This is a genomic window from Variovorax sp. Varisp46 (assembly GCF_059491885.1).
In genome coordinates this window covers 6,022,633-6,036,978 of sequence record NZ_CP168515.1, presented here as the reverse complement: position 1 = coordinate 6,036,978, position 14,346 = coordinate 6,022,633, and the positions used below count along the sequence as shown (strand labels likewise).

At 67.4% G+C, this 14,346-nt stretch carries 14 protein-coding genes; 5 read left to right on the top strand and 9 right to left on the bottom strand.

What is annotated here, in order from left to right; genetic code table 11:
• Window positions 1-28: 28 nt before the first annotated feature.
• On the bottom strand, window positions 29-763 hold the full coding sequence (locus ACEN9N_RS28430; protein WP_007839005.1) for an SDR family oxidoreductase: 735 nt from the start codon (window positions 761-763) through the stop codon (window positions 29-31).
• Between the two features lie 121 nt (window positions 764-884).
• On the opposite strand from ACEN9N_RS28430, the gene ACEN9N_RS28425 reads away from it, so the two are divergent.
• Genes ACEN9N_RS28425 through ACEN9N_RS28410 form a run of 4 tightly spaced genes read left to right on the top strand, consistent with a single transcriptional unit; the run spans window position 885 to window position 5,173 of the window.
• Window positions 885-1,601, top strand: coding sequence for a FadR/GntR family transcriptional regulator (locus ACEN9N_RS28425; RefSeq protein WP_007839003.1), 717 nt, complete (start codon window positions 885-887; stop codon window positions 1,599-1,601).
• A 30-nt stretch (window positions 1,602-1,631) separates the two neighbouring features.
• Window positions 1,632-3,158 (top strand): UxaA family hydrolase, encoded by a 1,527-nt coding sequence (locus ACEN9N_RS28420; protein ID WP_495655059.1) that lies wholly within the window; start codon window positions 1,632-1,634, stop codon window positions 3,156-3,158.
• Window positions 3,159-3,178: 20 nt separating this feature from the next.
• Complete coding sequence (locus tag ACEN9N_RS28415; protein ID WP_495655058.1) at window positions 3,179-4,111, top strand: SMP-30/gluconolactonase/LRE family protein; 933 nt, start codon at window positions 3,179-3,181, stop codon at window positions 4,109-4,111.
• 3 nt (window positions 4,112-4,114) lie between these two features.
• Window positions 4,115-5,173 (top strand): malate/lactate/ureidoglycolate dehydrogenase, encoded by a 1,059-nt coding sequence (locus ACEN9N_RS28410; protein ID WP_495655057.1) that lies wholly within the window; start codon window positions 4,115-4,117, stop codon window positions 5,171-5,173.
• Between the two features lie 14 nt (window positions 5,174-5,187).
• On the opposite strand, the gene ACEN9N_RS28405 is transcribed toward ACEN9N_RS28410, so the two are convergent.
• From ACEN9N_RS28405 to ACEN9N_RS28380, 6 genes are all read right to left on the bottom strand, one after another.
• Window positions 5,188-6,063 (bottom strand): DMT family transporter, encoded by an 876-nt coding sequence (locus ACEN9N_RS28405; protein ID WP_413316106.1) that lies wholly within the window; start codon window positions 6,061-6,063, stop codon window positions 5,188-5,190.
• 4 nt (window positions 6,064-6,067) lie between these two features.
• The gene (locus ACEN9N_RS28400; RefSeq protein WP_413316090.1) at window positions 6,068-6,883 is read right to left on the bottom strand and encodes a DUF2182 domain-containing protein; all 816 of its coding nucleotides are present in this window, start codon (window positions 6,881-6,883) and stop codon (window positions 6,068-6,070) included.
• 61 nt (window positions 6,884-6,944) lie between these two features.
• A complete protein-coding gene (locus ACEN9N_RS28395) occupies window positions 6,945-7,547 on the bottom strand; it encodes a DUF1326 domain-containing protein (RefSeq protein WP_007838991.1) in 603 nt (200 codons plus the stop codon).
• Window positions 7,548-7,725: 178 nt separating this feature from the next.
• Window positions 7,726-8,376 carry a nucleoid occlusion factor SlmA gene (gene slmA, locus ACEN9N_RS28390; RefSeq protein ID WP_413316089.1) on the bottom strand — a complete coding sequence of 217 codons (651 nt, stop codon included), beginning with the start codon at window positions 8,374-8,376 and terminating at the stop codon, window positions 7,726-7,728.
• A gap of 65 nt (window positions 8,377-8,441) precedes the next feature.
• Window positions 8,442-9,335, bottom strand: a complete 894-nt coding sequence (gene argB, locus ACEN9N_RS28385; RefSeq protein ID WP_007838986.1) for an acetylglutamate kinase — start codon at window positions 9,333-9,335, stop codon at window positions 8,442-8,444.
• 188 nt (window positions 9,336-9,523) lie between these two features.
• Window positions 9,524-10,621, bottom strand: a complete 1,098-nt coding sequence (locus ACEN9N_RS28380; protein ID WP_413316088.1) for a glycosyltransferase family 4 protein — start codon at window positions 10,619-10,621, stop codon at window positions 9,524-9,526.
• Window positions 10,622-10,710: 89 nt separating this feature from the next.
• On the opposite strand from ACEN9N_RS28380, the gene ACEN9N_RS28375 reads away from it, so the two are divergent.
• Complete coding sequence (locus ACEN9N_RS28375) at window positions 10,711-11,412, top strand: glycosyltransferase family 2 protein (protein WP_495655056.1); 702 nt, start codon at window positions 10,711-10,713, stop codon at window positions 11,410-11,412.
• A 1-nt stretch (window position 11,413) separates the two neighbouring features.
• Here ACEN9N_RS28375 and ACEN9N_RS28370 read toward each other — a convergent pair whose 3' ends face one another.
• Window positions 11,414-12,397 (bottom strand): glycosyltransferase family 2 protein, encoded by a 984-nt coding sequence (locus tag ACEN9N_RS28370; protein WP_413315825.1) that lies wholly within the window; start codon window positions 12,395-12,397, stop codon window positions 11,414-11,416.
• Window positions 12,397-14,259, bottom strand: a complete 1,863-nt coding sequence (locus ACEN9N_RS28365; protein WP_478179912.1) for a glycosyltransferase family 2 protein — start codon at window positions 14,257-14,259, stop codon at window positions 12,397-12,399. Before ACEN9N_RS28365 ends, ACEN9N_RS28370 begins: the two co-directional genes overlap by 1 nt.
• Window positions 14,260-14,346 lie beyond the last annotated feature (87 nt).

The following is a 14,346-nucleotide window of genomic DNA, read 5'->3' as shown; positions in this document are numbered from 1 at the left end:
GCAGCGGTGGCCCGCGAAGTCGAGCGGGTCATATGGTGATGCCGCCGTCGACCGTGAAGGCCTGTCCGGTAGCGAAGATCGATTCGTCGCTCGCAAGGAACACCACCACCGGCGCGATCTCCTCGGCCTGCGCGAGCCGGCCCATGGGCTGGCGCGCGATGAAGGCCTTGCGGGCGGCATCGGGGTCGGCGTTGGCGTTGATACGGTCGCCGAGCGAAGGCGTATCGACCGTGCCCGGGCACACGGCATTGCAGCGGATGCCCCGGGCCACGTAGTCGGCCGCCACGCTCTTGGTAAGGCCCAGCACCGCCGCCTTGGTGGTGCCGTAGACAAAGCGGTTGGGCAGCCCCTTCATGCTGGAGCACACGCTCGCCATGTTGATGATGCTGCCGCGCCCGGCCGCCAGCATGCCGGGCAGCACGGCCTGGATGGTCCACATCTGCGCGCGCACGTTGAGGCTGAAGGCAAACAGCAGCTCGTCGTCGGTGGCCTGCTCGATGGTGCCGTTGTGCACCACGCCCGCGCAGTTGAAGAGAACGTCGAGCGCGGGCAGCTTCGCCACCAGCGCGCCGATGGCGGCCTTGTCGAGCACGTCGAGCTTGAGCGCCGTGACGTTGGGCATGCCGGCGTAGCGTTCGAGCAGCTTTTCGTTGACGTCGGTGGCCCAGACCTGCGCGCCTTCGGCCGCCATGGCGAGCACGCTGGCACGGCCGATGCCCTGGCCTGCGGCGGTGACCAGCGCGGTCTTTCCCTTCAATCTCATGGGTGTCTCCTCGGGTTAGGCCCGATGTTGATCCGGGCGGTGTATCGTATTCTGAATTGGCCTTACCACTTGTCCAATTCAGGACAACCCTTAACCCGTTCGATTTCCTCTTTTCGTTCCCGTGCCGATCCAGACCCTCGAACCCCAGCGCCTCTACCGCCAGATTGCCGAGCAGCTGCGCGTGCTCATCGGCAAGGGCGAGTTCGCGGTGGGCGCGCGCATTCCCGCCGAGCGCGACCTGGCCGCGCAGCTGGGCGTGAGCCGGCCTTCGGTGCGCGAGGCGCTGATTGCGCTGGAGGTCGAAGGCTGGGTCGAGATCCGCACCGGCTCGGGCGTGTACGTGCTCGACAGGTCGCACCGAGCGGCCCCGCCAGCCAACGGCGCAGCCGGCGTCGAATGGGGCCCGCTCGAAATCATCCGCGCGCGCCGCCTGGTGGAAGGCGAGACCGCCGCCACCGCGGCCCAGTACGGCAAGCGCAAGGACGTGGACGCCATGCGCCGCGCGATCCGCATGATGCGCGAGATGGCTGCACGCAACGAGGTGCCGCACGAGGGCGACCGCGCCTTCCACCTGGCCATCGTCAACGCGTGCGACAACGTGGTGCTGACCGAGACGGTGCAGGGCTTCTGGGAGTCGCGGCATGGGCCGATCTTCGCCCGGATGATCGATTACTTCGAGACCATGGACTCGTGGCAGGCCGCCATCGGCGAGCACGAAGCCATCCTCGACGCCATCGCGGCGCACGATCCGGCCGCGGCGCGCGACGCAATGCACCATCACATGGACAAGTTCCACCAGCGGTTCAGCGCGAGCTGGCGCCGCACCAAGGCCTCCTGACAAACAAACAAGCGCCGGCAGACACTCACGATGACTCCCTACATCCGACTCCACCCCGCCGATGACGTCGTCATCGCGCGCTCGCAACTGCTCGGCGGCACCGTCGTCGAGAACGTGGCCGTGCGCGGCCTGATCCCGCCGGGCCACAAGATCGCCATGCGCGCCATCGCGCCGGGCGAGCCTGTGCGCCGCTACAACCAGATCATCGGTTTCGCGAGCAAGCCCATCGCCGCCGGCGAGCACGTGCACACGCAGAACCTCGACATGGGTCCGGACAAGGGAGATTTCGAACGCGACTACGCCTTCGGCGCCGACGTGAAGCCCGCGCCCGCCAAGCGCGAGGCCACCTTCATGGGCATCAAGCGCGCCGACGGCCGCGTGGCCACGCGCAACTACATCGGCGTGCTGACCAGCGTGAACTGCTCGGCCACGGCCGCGCGCGCCATTGCCGATCACTTCTCGCGCAAGACCAATCCGCAAGCACTTGCGGCGTTCCCGAACGTCGATGGCGTGGTCGCGCTCACGCACGGCACCGGCTGCGGCATGGACACCGAGGGCATGGGCATGCAGATTTTGGAGCGCACGCTCACGGGATACGCCACGCACCCGAACTTCGCGGGCGTGCTGGTCGTCGGGCTCGGCTGCGAGGCCAACCAGATCAACGCCTGGCTCGCGACCGGCCACCTGGCCGAGGGCGAGAACTTCCGCACCTTCAACATCCAGGACACCGGCGGCACGCGCAAGACGGTGGAGAAAGGCGTGGCGCTCATCAACGAGATGCTGCCGCGCGCCAACGCGGTGAAGCGCGAGCCATGCAGCGCTGCGCACATCACCATCGGGCTGCAGTGCGGCGGCTCCGACGGTTACTCGGGCATCAGCGCCAACCCGGCGCTGGGCGCGGCGGTCGACCTGCTGGTGGCGCACGGCGGCACCGCCATCCTCAGCGAAACGCCCGAGGTGTATGGCGCCGAGCACCTGCTGACGCGCCGTGCCGTGAAGCGCGAAGTCGGCCAGAAGCTGGTGGACCGCATCAAGTGGTGGGAGCACTACACCGCCATCAACGAGGGCGAGATGAACAACAACCCTTCGCCGGGCAACAAGGCAGGCGGGCTCACCACCATCCTCGAGAAGTCGCTGGGCGCGGTCGCCAAGGGCGGCACGAGCAACCTCGAAGCGGTGTACGAATACGCGGAGCCCGTCACCGCGCACGGCTTCGTCTACATGGACACGCCGGGCTACGACCCGGTGAGCGCCACGGGCCAGGTGGCCGGCGGCGCCAACCTGATCTGCTTCACGACCGGGCGTGGCTCGGCGTACGGTTGCGCGCCCTCCCCCTCGCTCAAGCTCGCGACCAACTCGGCGCTGTGGCAGCGGCAGGAAGAAGACATGGACATCAACTGCGGCGAGATCGTGGACGGCGCCGCGTCGATCCAGGAGATGGGCCAGCGAATCTTCGAACTGGTGCTCGCGACCGCCTCGGGCGCGCAATCGAAAAGCGAGCAGCACGGCTACGGGCAGAACGAGTTCGTTCCGTGGCAGGTCGGCGCCGTGATGTGAATCCATCGACAAGGAACCCCATGGCCACACTCCCCTTCGGCTTCCTCGACGGCACCGGCTTCGAACACCTGGACCCTCGCTTCAAGACCTGCATTCCCGGCCCCGAGCGGGTGCAACGCCTGTGGACCGGTGCGCGCTGGTGCGAAGGCCCCGCCTGGTTCGGCGCGCACCGCACGCTGGTGTGGTCCGACATTCCCAACAACCGCATGCTGCGCTACGACGAGGTCAACGGCACGGTCGGCGTCTTCCGCGAGCCGTCGAACAACGCCAATGGCCACACGGTCGACCGCGAGGGCCGGCTCGTGAGCTGCGAGCACCTCACGCGGCGCGTGACGCGCACAGAGCACGACGGATCGATCACCGTGCTGGCTTCGCACTGGCAGGGCAAGCGGCTCAATTCACCGAACGACGTGGTCGTGCATTCGGACGGCGGCGTGTGGTTCACCGACCCGAGCTACGGCATCCTCTCCGACTACGAAGGCCTGAAGGCGGACAGCGAGATCGGCGCCTGCCACGTCTACCGCATCGACCCCGCGAGCGGCGAGGTCGAGCGCATGGCCGACGACTTCGTGAAGCCCAACGGGCTGGCGTTCTCGCCCGACGAATCGCTGCTGTACATCGCCGACACCGGCGCGAGCCATGCGGCGGACGGGCCGCGGCACATTCGCCGCTTCAAGGTGGGCGCCGACGGCCGCACCCTGAGCGGCGGCGAAGTGTTTGCCGAATGCACCAGCGGCCTGTTCGACGGCTTCCGCCTCGACACCGAAGGCCGCATCTGGACCAGCGCGCTCGATGGCGTGCACGCCTACCACCCCGACGGCACGCTGCTCGGCAAGATCCTGCTGCCCGAACGCGTGGCCAACGTCTGCTTCGGCGGGCCGAAGCGCAATCGCCTTTTCATTTGTGCGACCACGTCGCTCTATGCCATCACGCTGAACGCGAAGGGAGTCTGATCCATGTCCAGAACACTGGAGGCCGATGGCCTGCAAGCCACCGTCGCCCGCATCCTCGAAGCCGCAGGCAGCACGCCGGCCGAAGCACAACAGGTGGCCGCCAACCTCGTGCTGGCGAACCTCAGCGGCCACGACTCGCACGGCGTGGGCATGCTGCCACGGTACGTCGACGCGGTGGCCGAGGGCGGGCTGAAGCCGAACGCCGCCGTGCGCGTCAACCTCGACATCGGCACGCTGATGGGGCTGGACGGCCAGCACGGCTATGGCCAGATCGTCGGCGTGCAGGCGATGGAGCTCGGCATTGCGCGGGCGAAGCAGCACGGCAGTTGCATCTTCACGCTCTCGCATGCGCACCACCTGGGGCGCATCGGGCATTTCGCCGAGATGGCGACGGCGCAGGGACTGGTGTCGATGCACTTCGTCAATGTGCTGTCGCGTCCGGTGGTCGCGCCCTGGGGCGGCGGCGACGGGCGCTTCGGCACCAACCCGTGCTGCATCGGCATTCCGCTCGCGGGCGCGGCCCCCTTCGTGCTCGACTACGCGACCAGCCGCGTCGCGCAGGGAAAGATGCGCGTGGCGCACAACAAGGGCGAGCGCGTACCCGACGGCTACCTGATCGACGAGAACGGCGCACCGACCAACGACCCCGGCGTGGTGGTCGTGCCGCAGGGCAACGGCCTGTTCGGCGCGCTCATGACCTTCGGCGAGCACAAGGGCTACGGCATGGCCGTGGCGTGCGAGCTGCTGGGCGGTGCACTCACGGGCGGTGGCACATGGCACCGGCCGGCCGACACGGCCCGCACGGTGCTCAACGGCATGCTGACGGTGCTGATCGACCCGGCACGCCTGGGCACGCAGACTTCGTTCGACCAGGAGGCGCGGGAGTTCGTCGAATGGCTGCGGCAGAGCCCGCCGGGACAGGGCTTCGACGAGGTGCAGATTGCCGGCGAACCGGAGCGCAAGGCGCGGGCTGCGCGGCGGCGGGACGGGATCTGGGTCGATGAGGCGACGTGGGGGGAGATCGTCGCGGCGGGTGCCAAGGTGGGCATTGCCATCGCGTAAGGGCTTGACGACGGCTAACGGCGCGCGCTTTGCGACTTCTGGCTCAGCACGAGCGCGATGCCTCCCAGGATCGCCACGGAGGCGGCCGCCAGCCGCGGCGTGATCGCCTCGGACAGGAACAGCACGCCACCAAATGCGGCCAGCAGCGGCACCGACAGCTGCACGGTGGCTGCCCGCATCGCCGAAAGGCGGCCCAGCACCGCATACCAGACGACATAGCCGAGACCCGAGGTCAGCGCACCGGAAGCCACGGCCAGGGCGACGCCGGTCGCGTCCGCATGAGCGCTTGCCACGAAGCCCAGGCTCAGCGCGAGCGCGAGCGGCACCGCCCGCGTGAAGTTGCGCGCAGTGGCGGCCAGCGGGTCGGCCACGCCGCGGCCGCGCAATGAATACAGGCCCCACGCCACGCCCGCCACCGCCATCAGCACGGCGCCGAAGAGCGGCGGCGCGGAAATCCCCGGTGACACCAGGTACACGAGTCCGACCACCGCCAGGGCGAAACCGAACCATGCAGCAGGCCCGAAGCGCTCGCCGGAGCCCAGACCCGCACCAAGCATCGTGAGCTGAACCGCACCGAACAGGATCAGCGCACCCGTTCCCGCGGGCAGGCTGAGGTAGGCGAAAGAGAAGAACGCGACATAGGCGAACAGCATGGCGGCGGCAAGCCAGTCGGCCCGCCCGGCCACAGACGGCCGTACCCTGAGCCGCACGACGAGCGCGAGCGTGATTGCCCCGGAAACCAGTCTGATGCTGCCGAAGCTGGCGGGATCGATGCCCCGTTGCTGCAGCGCGAGCCTGCACAACAGCGAATTGGCTGCGAACGCGACCATGGCCACAGCGGTAAGGGCGATGGTCTGCAGGAGGGACGGGCCGCGGCGCCCTTCAGACATGGCTTCAGACATGCATCGCCACCATGAAGGCGGCCCAGCCCAGCAACGCGAACCCAAGCGGCGCGCTGAGACGATGGCCCCAGGGAACGTTCTTTTCTACCGCCATGACGGCCGCGAGCAGAAGCATCCAGCCGAGGCTGCCGGTGCCGAGCGCGAACATCAACAACATCAGCGCCCAGCAGCAGCCGACGCAGAACAGGCCGTGGTGCGTGCCCAGCGCGAACGCATGCCTGGCCTGCGCCTGCCCCCGCCAATGCTCGACGACGAAGCTCAGCGGCGTGCGGCACTTCTCCAGGCACCGGTGCTTGAGACGGCTGAACTGGAAGGCTCCAGCCAGCGCGATGGTCGCGGCACCGATCACCCAGCCGTGCCAGGCCAGGGTCGGCGCGCTGGCGAGCAGGGCCAGCACCGCACTGTGGAGTGCGTGCGCCAGCAACCCGAAGGCGCCCCACACCGCCATGTAGCCCAGCCCCAGCAGCACGAGAAGGCGTCCATGGTCCGGGCGCCCCTCGGTCAACCGGTCGAAGGCGTTGAACAACGGAAGCGTCGTCGGCAGCATCATGGCCGCCGTCATGAGAATCCACGAAGCGGCGTAGAGCACCATGGGCACGACCACGTCGCCGGCGGGAACGACCTGGCACAGGAACGCGGCCGGCCCCGAGGCGGTCCAGTCGCCGTGTTCGAGATAGCGTCCGTAGGGACTGCGCGCCCAGGCCCACAACGCCATCCACGCGAGCGTGATCAGCGCAGCAAGCACCGGCAGGAACACACGGCGGTGGCGCGAGACGTTGCGCGGCGGCGAGCCGGCCGCCGGGTTCATTGGGCAACCTTCGTGCTTCGCACTGCGGTGCGAACTTGCTTGGGGCGGCCCCGCGCGGCGCTCATGCGTCGAAGACGAAGGTGCTCTGCAGCGCGTTGTGGTTCTTGATGTCGAGGTCGATGCCCAGCGCGGCATTCTTCGAACGGTAGGTCGGGGCCTTGCCGACGAACACCGGCGCGCCCGGAACCGTCGAGAACACGGTGTCGGAAAGGGTGGTCTGGCCGCCGGTCGCGCCGCGGTAGGGCTCGAGTTCGGCGTAGTAGTCCTTGCCGATCTCCAGCTCGCCCTTGCCGTTGTTCACGGTGAAGCGGATCGGCGCCCGCTCGACCGACACGACCTGGCCGATGAGCTTGGCCAGGTCGGCGATCGGTCCGCCGGCCTGCCCGGTGTAGACCTTGAGCAGCGCTTCTTCCTGCTCCTTGGAGGCGCTTTCGTCGACGAAGATCGCCGCCGTCCAGTTGCCTTCCAGGATGTTTCCGGGCACATGCGCCACGGCCGCGATGGTATTGCCGCCGACGTCGATGCCGTCGATCGTTCCCTTGTCGATGCGCCACGCGACGATCGTGTCGCAGGTGCCGTTGTCAGGATCCTCGCCGATCCAGCAGGGACAAAGGACGTTGCAGTTGCATACCTCGAGCAGGCGACCTTCCAGGTGATAGCTCATACGAACCTCCGTTCAAGAAGCCACACGAACACGGACTTGTCGCCGCGACGGGGCGGCAAGGGGCGCTGATCCTACGCTTCGCAACGAAGCAAGTCGAGCGCGGTGCCGGGCTCCGCGCCGTCACCTGGGTACCCTGTGGGCTCGCAGTTCGATCAGCCATCGCCCCGACAGGGACGAATCAAACGATCAAGGCGATCGTTGCTTCGAGGTGCTCGGACGGCGCACGGCGGAAACCCGAGCGCGCAAAGCGCTGGAGCTGCCCGACCACGAAGGCCGTGAGCGCCGCGGCGCGCACCTGGGCGTCGACGCTGGGCGTGGCCGAGCCGTCGGCCGCGGCGGCGCCGCGCAGCACCTGGCGCAGCGTGGCTTCGATCTTGTCGAAGAACTGGTTCATGCGCTGCTGCAGGCGCTCGTTTTCGTAGACCAGCGCATCGCCCACCATGACGCGGGTCATGCCGGGGTTGCGCTCGGCGAACTGGACCAGCAGCGCGAGGATCTTGGCGGCCTGCTGAGCGCCGGTGGCGCCCTCGCGCTCCAGGATCTGGTTGACCAGCGTGAAGACGCTCTGCTCGATGAAGTCGATCAGGCCCTCGAACATCTGGGCCTTGCTGGCGAAGTGGCGGTAAAGCGCGGCCTCGCTCACTTCGAGCCGCGCAGCCAGCGCAGCGGTGGTGACCCGCTCGGCGCCGGGCTGCTCGAGCATGGCGGCGAGCGCCTGCAGGATCTGCACGCGCCGCTCACCCGGCTTGGGGCGCTTGCGCGTCGGGGGGGTAAGCGTGTCCGCAGAGGTCTCTACGCCGGAAGCACTGGTCGTCTCTTCGTTCTGCATGGGAGCGCGTGCAAAGATGTAATCAATTGATTCTCGCACAGGGCTGTGAGCACGCGCCGTCCCGTTCAGCGCGCCCGAATCATCGTCCCGTAAGCCTGGTCGGTCAGGATCTCCAGCAGCATCGCGTGCGGCACCCGGCCGTCGATGATGTGCACCGCGTTCACGCCGCTCTTGGCCGCGTCGAGCGCGCCTTCGATCTTGGGCAGCATGCCGCCCGAGATCGTGCCGTCGGCGAACAGGTCGTCGATTTCTCGCGCGCTCAGGTTGGTGAGCAGCTTGCCGTCCTTGTCGAGCACGCCGGGCGTGTTGGTCAGCAGCATGAGCTTCTCGGCCTTGAGCACGGTGGCGAGCTTGCCGGCGACGACGTCGGCGTTGATGTTGTAGCTCTCGTTCTCCTCGCCGAAGCCGATCGGGCTCACGACGGGGATGAAGGCGTCGTCCTGCAGCGCCTTGACCACGCTGGGGTCGATGGAGACGATGTCGCCGACCTGCCCTACGTCATGGTGCAGGTTCGGGTCGGTGCGGTCGGCCAGCTTGAGCTTCTGCGCGCGAATCAGGCCGCCGTCGCGCCCGGTCAGGCCCACGGCCTTGCCGCCAGCCTGGTTGATCAGGCCCACGATGTCCTGCTGCACCTCGCCGGCCAGCACCCATTCGACGACCTCCATGGTCTCGGCGTCGGTCACGCGCATGCCCTGGATGAAGCTGCCCTTCTTGCCGAGCTTGTTGAGTGCCGCCTCGATCTGCGGGCCGCCGCCGTGCACCACCACCGGGTTCATGCCGACCAGCTTCAGCAGCACCACGTCTTCCGCGAAGTCGGCCTGCAGCGCCGGATCGGTCATGGCATTGCCGCCGTACTTGATGACGATGGTCTTGCCGTGGAACTTGCGGATGTACGGCAGCGCCTGGGCCAGGATCTCGGCCTTGTCGCGGGGGGGGATGTTGAGGACGGGGTCGGTCATGGGCGGTCAGGCTCCAAAGCAACAGTGGACGATCAGGTGAGGCTCAAATTCTCGCGCAATCGCGGTGACAGCCGACTGACTGCGCGGGAACACCGTGGAACCGGCTTTGCCGGGCCACACCGGTGTTGTCCCCTGCAAGGGGGTTGGCGCAGCGACATGAAGTGCGCGAAGCCTGGGGGTGTGCCGGTTCACGGGCGCAGCCAGCGCGGCACCTTGAAACGCACGATCATCAGGTACGCGCCCACATAGGTCGTGACAAACAGCAGGCAGAAGAACATCAGCACGATGGTGTTGTTCCAGAACAGCACGGCCGGTACCACCGACAGCGCAGCAAACATCCAGAGGTACGGCGAGGTGCGGTTGTTGCGCGCGAGCAGTTGCCGTGCTTCGTCGTCCGCGAAGGCCACGCGCACGATGCGGCGGAAGATCAGCTGGTGGAAATGCAGTGCATCGGCCGTGCCGGGCGACTGCCCGCGGGCCAGCTTGCGGTAGATGGAGAACAGCGTCTCCCACACCGGGTAGATCAGCAGCAGCATCGGGAACCAGGGCGACACCACGCGGTGGCGCTGCACCAGCGTCACGCAGGCCACGGCGATCACCATGCCCCAGACGTAGGCGCCGCCGTCGCCGGCGAAGATCTTGCCGCGCGGGTAGTTCCACACCAGGAAGCCGAAGGTGGCGCCGACCAGGCAGATCACCATGGCCGCCAGCTGCCGGTCGCCGACCTGCAGCGCCACGTGGGAAATTGCCAGGCACACCAGCACGGCGACCGTGCCCGCCAAGCCGTTGTAGCCGTCGATGATATTGAAGGCATGCGGCAGGCCGCCGATGGCCAGGGCCGCGAACAGCACGGTGGCAAAGGGAATCATCGCCAGCCAGCCGTCGACCGTTTCGGAGCCGGTGCGCGCCACGCCCAGCCCAAGCACCCAGCACACGAGCAGCGCAGAGCCGATGGTGAGCCCCAGTCGGTAGCGCACCTTGACGTTCTGGGTGACGTCTTCGACGATGCCGCCCAGCACTGCCGGCGCGATGCACAGCAGCGTGAGCATCGAGGTCTTGACGGGCCACGACACGTTGAACGGATCGGTGCCGGTGACGCCGGCCGCCAGCCATGCCACGCCCATGCCCAGCAGGATGCCCGCACCGCCCAGGCGCGGCACATGGCCTTTGTGGAAGCGCTGAGGCATGTCGGCGCCATAGAGGCGGGCATGCCTGCGCGCGCGGCGCATGAACAGCTGGACCGCGAAAGCGGCGACGAAGAAACTGATGACGATCAGAGCAATCATGTGTGGGAGTTGGGGAACCCTAGAATTCCCGAGCGAAATTAGACCATGCCCACGCCTCCCTCCCCCGCCCCCCGATCACCATTTCAATCGTGAGCCACGGCCAGCTCCCGCTGGTGCTGCCGCTGCTCGAGCAGTTGGACCGGCACAGCCGAGCCATCATTGCCAAGGTCGTGCTCACATTGAACATTCCCGAGCCCGATGTGCTCGCCGGCCGCAACTGGGGCTTCGAGGTGGAGCGGATCGGGAACGCGAGCCCCAAGGGGTTCGGCGCCAATCACAACCAGGCCTTCGAGCGCTGCGGCACGCCGTGGTTCCTGGTGCTGAACCCGGACATCCGCTTCGACGGCGACGTACTGACGCCGCTGCTGGCGCAAGCCGCGGCTGACACCGGGTTGCTGACGCCGCGCATCCTGGAGCCGGGAAAGAACACACCGGAGCCGCACCGGGCGTTGCTCACCCCCTTCGAGATCGTCGGGCGCAAAAAGCCAGGTTACGTGCGGCCCAGCGTGCCGGCGTGGATCCCCGGGCTGTTCATGCTGTTTCGCAGCGAGGCGTACCGGGAAGTCGGAGGCTTCGACGAGCGCTTCTTCATGTACGGGGAAGACTTCGACATCTGCGCACGCACCCGGCTCGCTGGCTGGAAGCTGCAGGTGGGCGAGGACCTGGTGGCGCGACACGACGCACAACGCGAAAGCCACCGGAGCAAGAAATACCTGTACTGGCACGTGACCAGCCTGCTGAAGGTGTGGCTGTCGGGGGCGTTCTGGCGGTACTGGCGGCTTCGCGGTTGAGTCAGCCGCGTTCGAGCAAGTCCTGCACGATGGCGTGCCCACCGCGGCCAAAGCGCGCATAGCGCCCGCGCGCCGCCTCGATCAGGATCGGCAAAAGGCGCAGCGGCCGCGCTGACGGAAGTTCGGCCCGGAACCTCTGGTGCGCAACCTTGTCGCGCTGTGCCTCCAGGTAACGGGCTGGCACCCTGGTGCCGAGCTGCTGCAGGCGCCGCAGCAGCGCCTCGGCCCGGCGCAGACGCGCCACGTGCTTGTCGCCACGCTCGACAAATGCCTTGGCGATCTTCTCGGACAAGGTGAGCCGCCGCGCGCCGATCTGGTTGCTGGCGTGCTGGCGGTAGTCGATAGTCGGTTCGGGCAGCACGTCCATGCGGCCGATGGCCGCGGCCACGGCGGCCAGCCACTCGTCGTGCACCCATTCGGGCGCGAACGGCAACGCCGTGTCGAGCAGGGTCTTGCGGAACATCGTGGTGGCGCCGGTCACGAGATTGCGCCGCAGCAGCACGCCGAAGGCCTCGCCATGCGCGATGGCCGACAGTTCCGCGGGCTGCACTTCCAGCGCGTGGAAGAGTGTGGAGCCCAGGGGTTCGAGTTGGGCATCGACCAGGCGCGCATCGGTATGGAGCAGCAGCAGGTCGGGACGCGCCTCGAACTGCGCCACCATGCGCGCGAGCCGGCCAGGATGCCAGGCATCGTCCTGGTCGCACAAGGCAATGAGGTCATGGCTGCAGGCGCGCACGGCCTGCTCGAAATTGCGCGTGACGCCCAGCGGCGGCGTGTTGCTGAACACGCGCAATTCGATCCGATCGGCCACGCCGCACTGCGCAAGGGTGTCGCGCACGACGGCCAGGGTGTCGTCGGTCGAACCGTCATCGGACAGCACGATCTCCCGCGGCAACGGCGCCTGCGTGCAGATGCTGCGGATCTGCTCGGGGAGATAGCGCGCGCCGTTGCGGGTGCAGAGCGCGACGGAGACGTCGAGAGCCATCAGACCGGGGGCAGGCGGGGCGGCCAGGCGTAGCTGAAGTCCTCACGGGCCAGCATGAGGTTGGGGCTGTAGGCGGGGTCGTTCTGGATGAGATCGCCCCAGCGCTGGTGCATGTAGGCGGACTCTTCCTGGAACTGGGCCTGCCTCTTCGGGGACATGTTCTTCGAACGGGTCGCGGACTCGTAATGGAACAGTTCCGCATACGGCGTCCAGACATTGCGCAGGCCCGCTTCGCGCAGGCGCAGGCAAAAGTCGATGTCGTTGAAGGACTCCTTCAGATGCACTTCGTCGAGGCCGCCCACGGCGAGGTAGTGCCGTTTCTGAATCACGAGGCAGGCCGCCGTGACAGCGGAGAACGATTGAATCAGTGCGGCGCGGCCGCCATAACCCTCACGCCCGACCGGCATGCCCCGATGCGCATGCGCCGCAATGCCGCCGATGCCGAGGATCACGCCTGCGTGCTGCAGTGTCCTGTTCGGATACCAGAGCCGGGCCCCCACCGCTCCCACACCCGGCTGAACGGCCAGGCAAACCATCTCGCTCAGCCAGTCGGGCGTGATGACCTCGATGTCGTTGTTCACCAGCGCGAGGATTTCGCCGTTCGCTGCGGGGATCGCACCGTTGTTGAGCGCCGAATAATTGAAGTCGCGGTCGTCGCGCAGCACGCGGACATTCGGCTTTTCCGAAGCAATGCGCTTGAACCAGGCCAGCGTGTCCGGATCGTCGGAGCCGTTGTCGACGATGATGATCTCGTAGTTCGAATAGCTGGTCTTCGCGAGGATCGACTCCACGCACTGGCGCGTCAGTTTCAGGGCGTTGCGCGTGGGGATGATTACCGAAACCAAGGGTAAGACATCGGGCAAGGCGTAATGCACCCGATAGCCGAAGTCGAGGTGTTCGGCCGTGGCGCGCACACCGGTGCGCACGAAGTGCTCGTTCAGCGCGCGCTCGCCCGCGATGGCCGCATAGGGCTTGGCGCTCATCGAACGGGCCGTGCTCTCGCTGTGCACGCGCCAGTGGTACAGCACGCGCGGAATGTGCCGGATCTGCCCGGGCTCGACGCGCTCCATGCAGCGCAGCACGAGGTCCCAGTCCTGCGAGCCTTCCATGCCGACGCGGAAACCGCCGACCGAGCGCATGAGCTCGGTCGAGAGCACGCCGAGGTGGCTGAACATGTTCTGCGAGCGGAAGAGATCGACGTTCCAGTCGCACTTGAAGTACGGGCCGAACCGGTGGCCGCCCTCGTCGACCTTGTCCTCGTCGGAATAGATCAGCTTCACATCGGGATGGGCCGCGATGCAATCTGCCACCCAGAAGAGCGCATGCGCGGGCAGCAGGTCGTCGTGGTCCATCAGCGCGACCCAAGGGGCCGAGACCAGTTCCAGCGCACTGTTGGAAGCGGCCGAAATGTGGCCGTTCTCGGGGCGGAAGAAGACCTTGATTCGAGGGTCGCTCTCGCTGTACGTCTTGAGGATCTGGCGCACCTCCGCCGAGGGAGAGGCGTCGTCAGCGATGCAGAGCTCCCAGTTCGGGTAGATCTGCGCCCGCACCGATTCGATGGCCTCGCGCAGCCAGCCGGGGTTCGGGTTGTAGGTGGGCATGACGACCGAGATCAGGGGCCGGTCGTTCATGGCAGCCACGCGCTGGGCGATGCGGTCGCGCAGCTCGGGCGTCAGTGTGTCGTAGCGGCGCACCCAGGACGAATAGTTGTTGTAGCCGCCGAAGCGCCGGCCCAGCTCCCAGCGGATGCCGGGCCAGCCCGATTTCCTGAACATTCGCCACGCCCGCTGCACGCGCCCCATCAGCCCGGGGCCTTGCCAGAGTCCGGCCAGGCCGAGAATGAATCGATAGACAGATTTCATAGGATGCGCACCCGAGGAGCGGATGGAAACGGAGCTTGCAGGGTGATGGGTGAAAAATGGGGCGGTGCCCGACACATGGACCGCCGG

What these genes read in the sequence shown, in the direction of transcription:
- ACEN9N_RS28430 (WP_007839005.1), bottom strand. Translation starts at nt 763, where the DNA reads ATGAGATTGAAGGGAAAGACCGCGCTGGTCACCGCCGCAGGCCAGGGC.
- ACEN9N_RS28420 (WP_495655059.1), top strand. Translation starts at nt 1,632, where the DNA reads ATGACTCCCTACATCCGACTCCACCCCGCCGATGACGTCGTCATCGCG.
- ACEN9N_RS28415 (WP_495655058.1), top strand. Translation starts at nt 3,179, where the DNA reads ATGGCCACACTCCCCTTCGGCTTCCTCGACGGCACCGGCTTCGAACAC.
- ACEN9N_RS28410 (WP_495655057.1), top strand. Translation starts at nt 4,115, where the DNA reads ATGTCCAGAACACTGGAGGCCGATGGCCTGCAAGCCACCGTCGCCCGC.
- ACEN9N_RS28405 (WP_413316106.1), bottom strand. Translation starts at nt 6,063, where the DNA reads ATGTCTGAAGGGCGCCGCGGCCCGTCCCTCCTGCAGACCATCGCCCTT.
- ACEN9N_RS28400 (WP_413316090.1), bottom strand. Translation starts at nt 6,883, where the DNA reads ATGAACCCGGCGGCCGGCTCGCCGCCGCGCAACGTCTCGCGCCACCGC.
- ACEN9N_RS28395 (WP_007838991.1), bottom strand. Translation starts at nt 7,547, where the DNA reads ATGAGCTATCACCTGGAAGGTCGCCTGCTCGAGGTATGCAACTGCAAC.
- slmA (WP_413316089.1), bottom strand. Translation starts at nt 8,376, where the DNA reads ATGCAGAACGAAGAGACGACCAGTGCTTCCGGCGTAGAGACCTCTGCG.
- argB (WP_007838986.1), bottom strand. Translation starts at nt 9,335, where the DNA reads ATGACCGACCCCGTCCTCAACATCCCCCCCCGCGACAAGGCCGAGATC.
- ACEN9N_RS28380 (WP_413316088.1), bottom strand. Translation starts at nt 10,621, where the DNA reads ATGATTGCTCTGATCGTCATCAGTTTCTTCGTCGCCGCTTTCGCGGTC.
- ACEN9N_RS28370 (WP_413315825.1), bottom strand. Translation starts at nt 12,397, where the DNA reads ATGGCTCTCGACGTCTCCGTCGCGCTCTGCACCCGCAACGGCGCGCGC.
- ACEN9N_RS28365 (WP_478179912.1), bottom strand. Translation starts at nt 14,259, where the DNA reads ATGAAATCTGTCTATCGATTCATTCTCGGCCTGGCCGGACTCTGGCAA.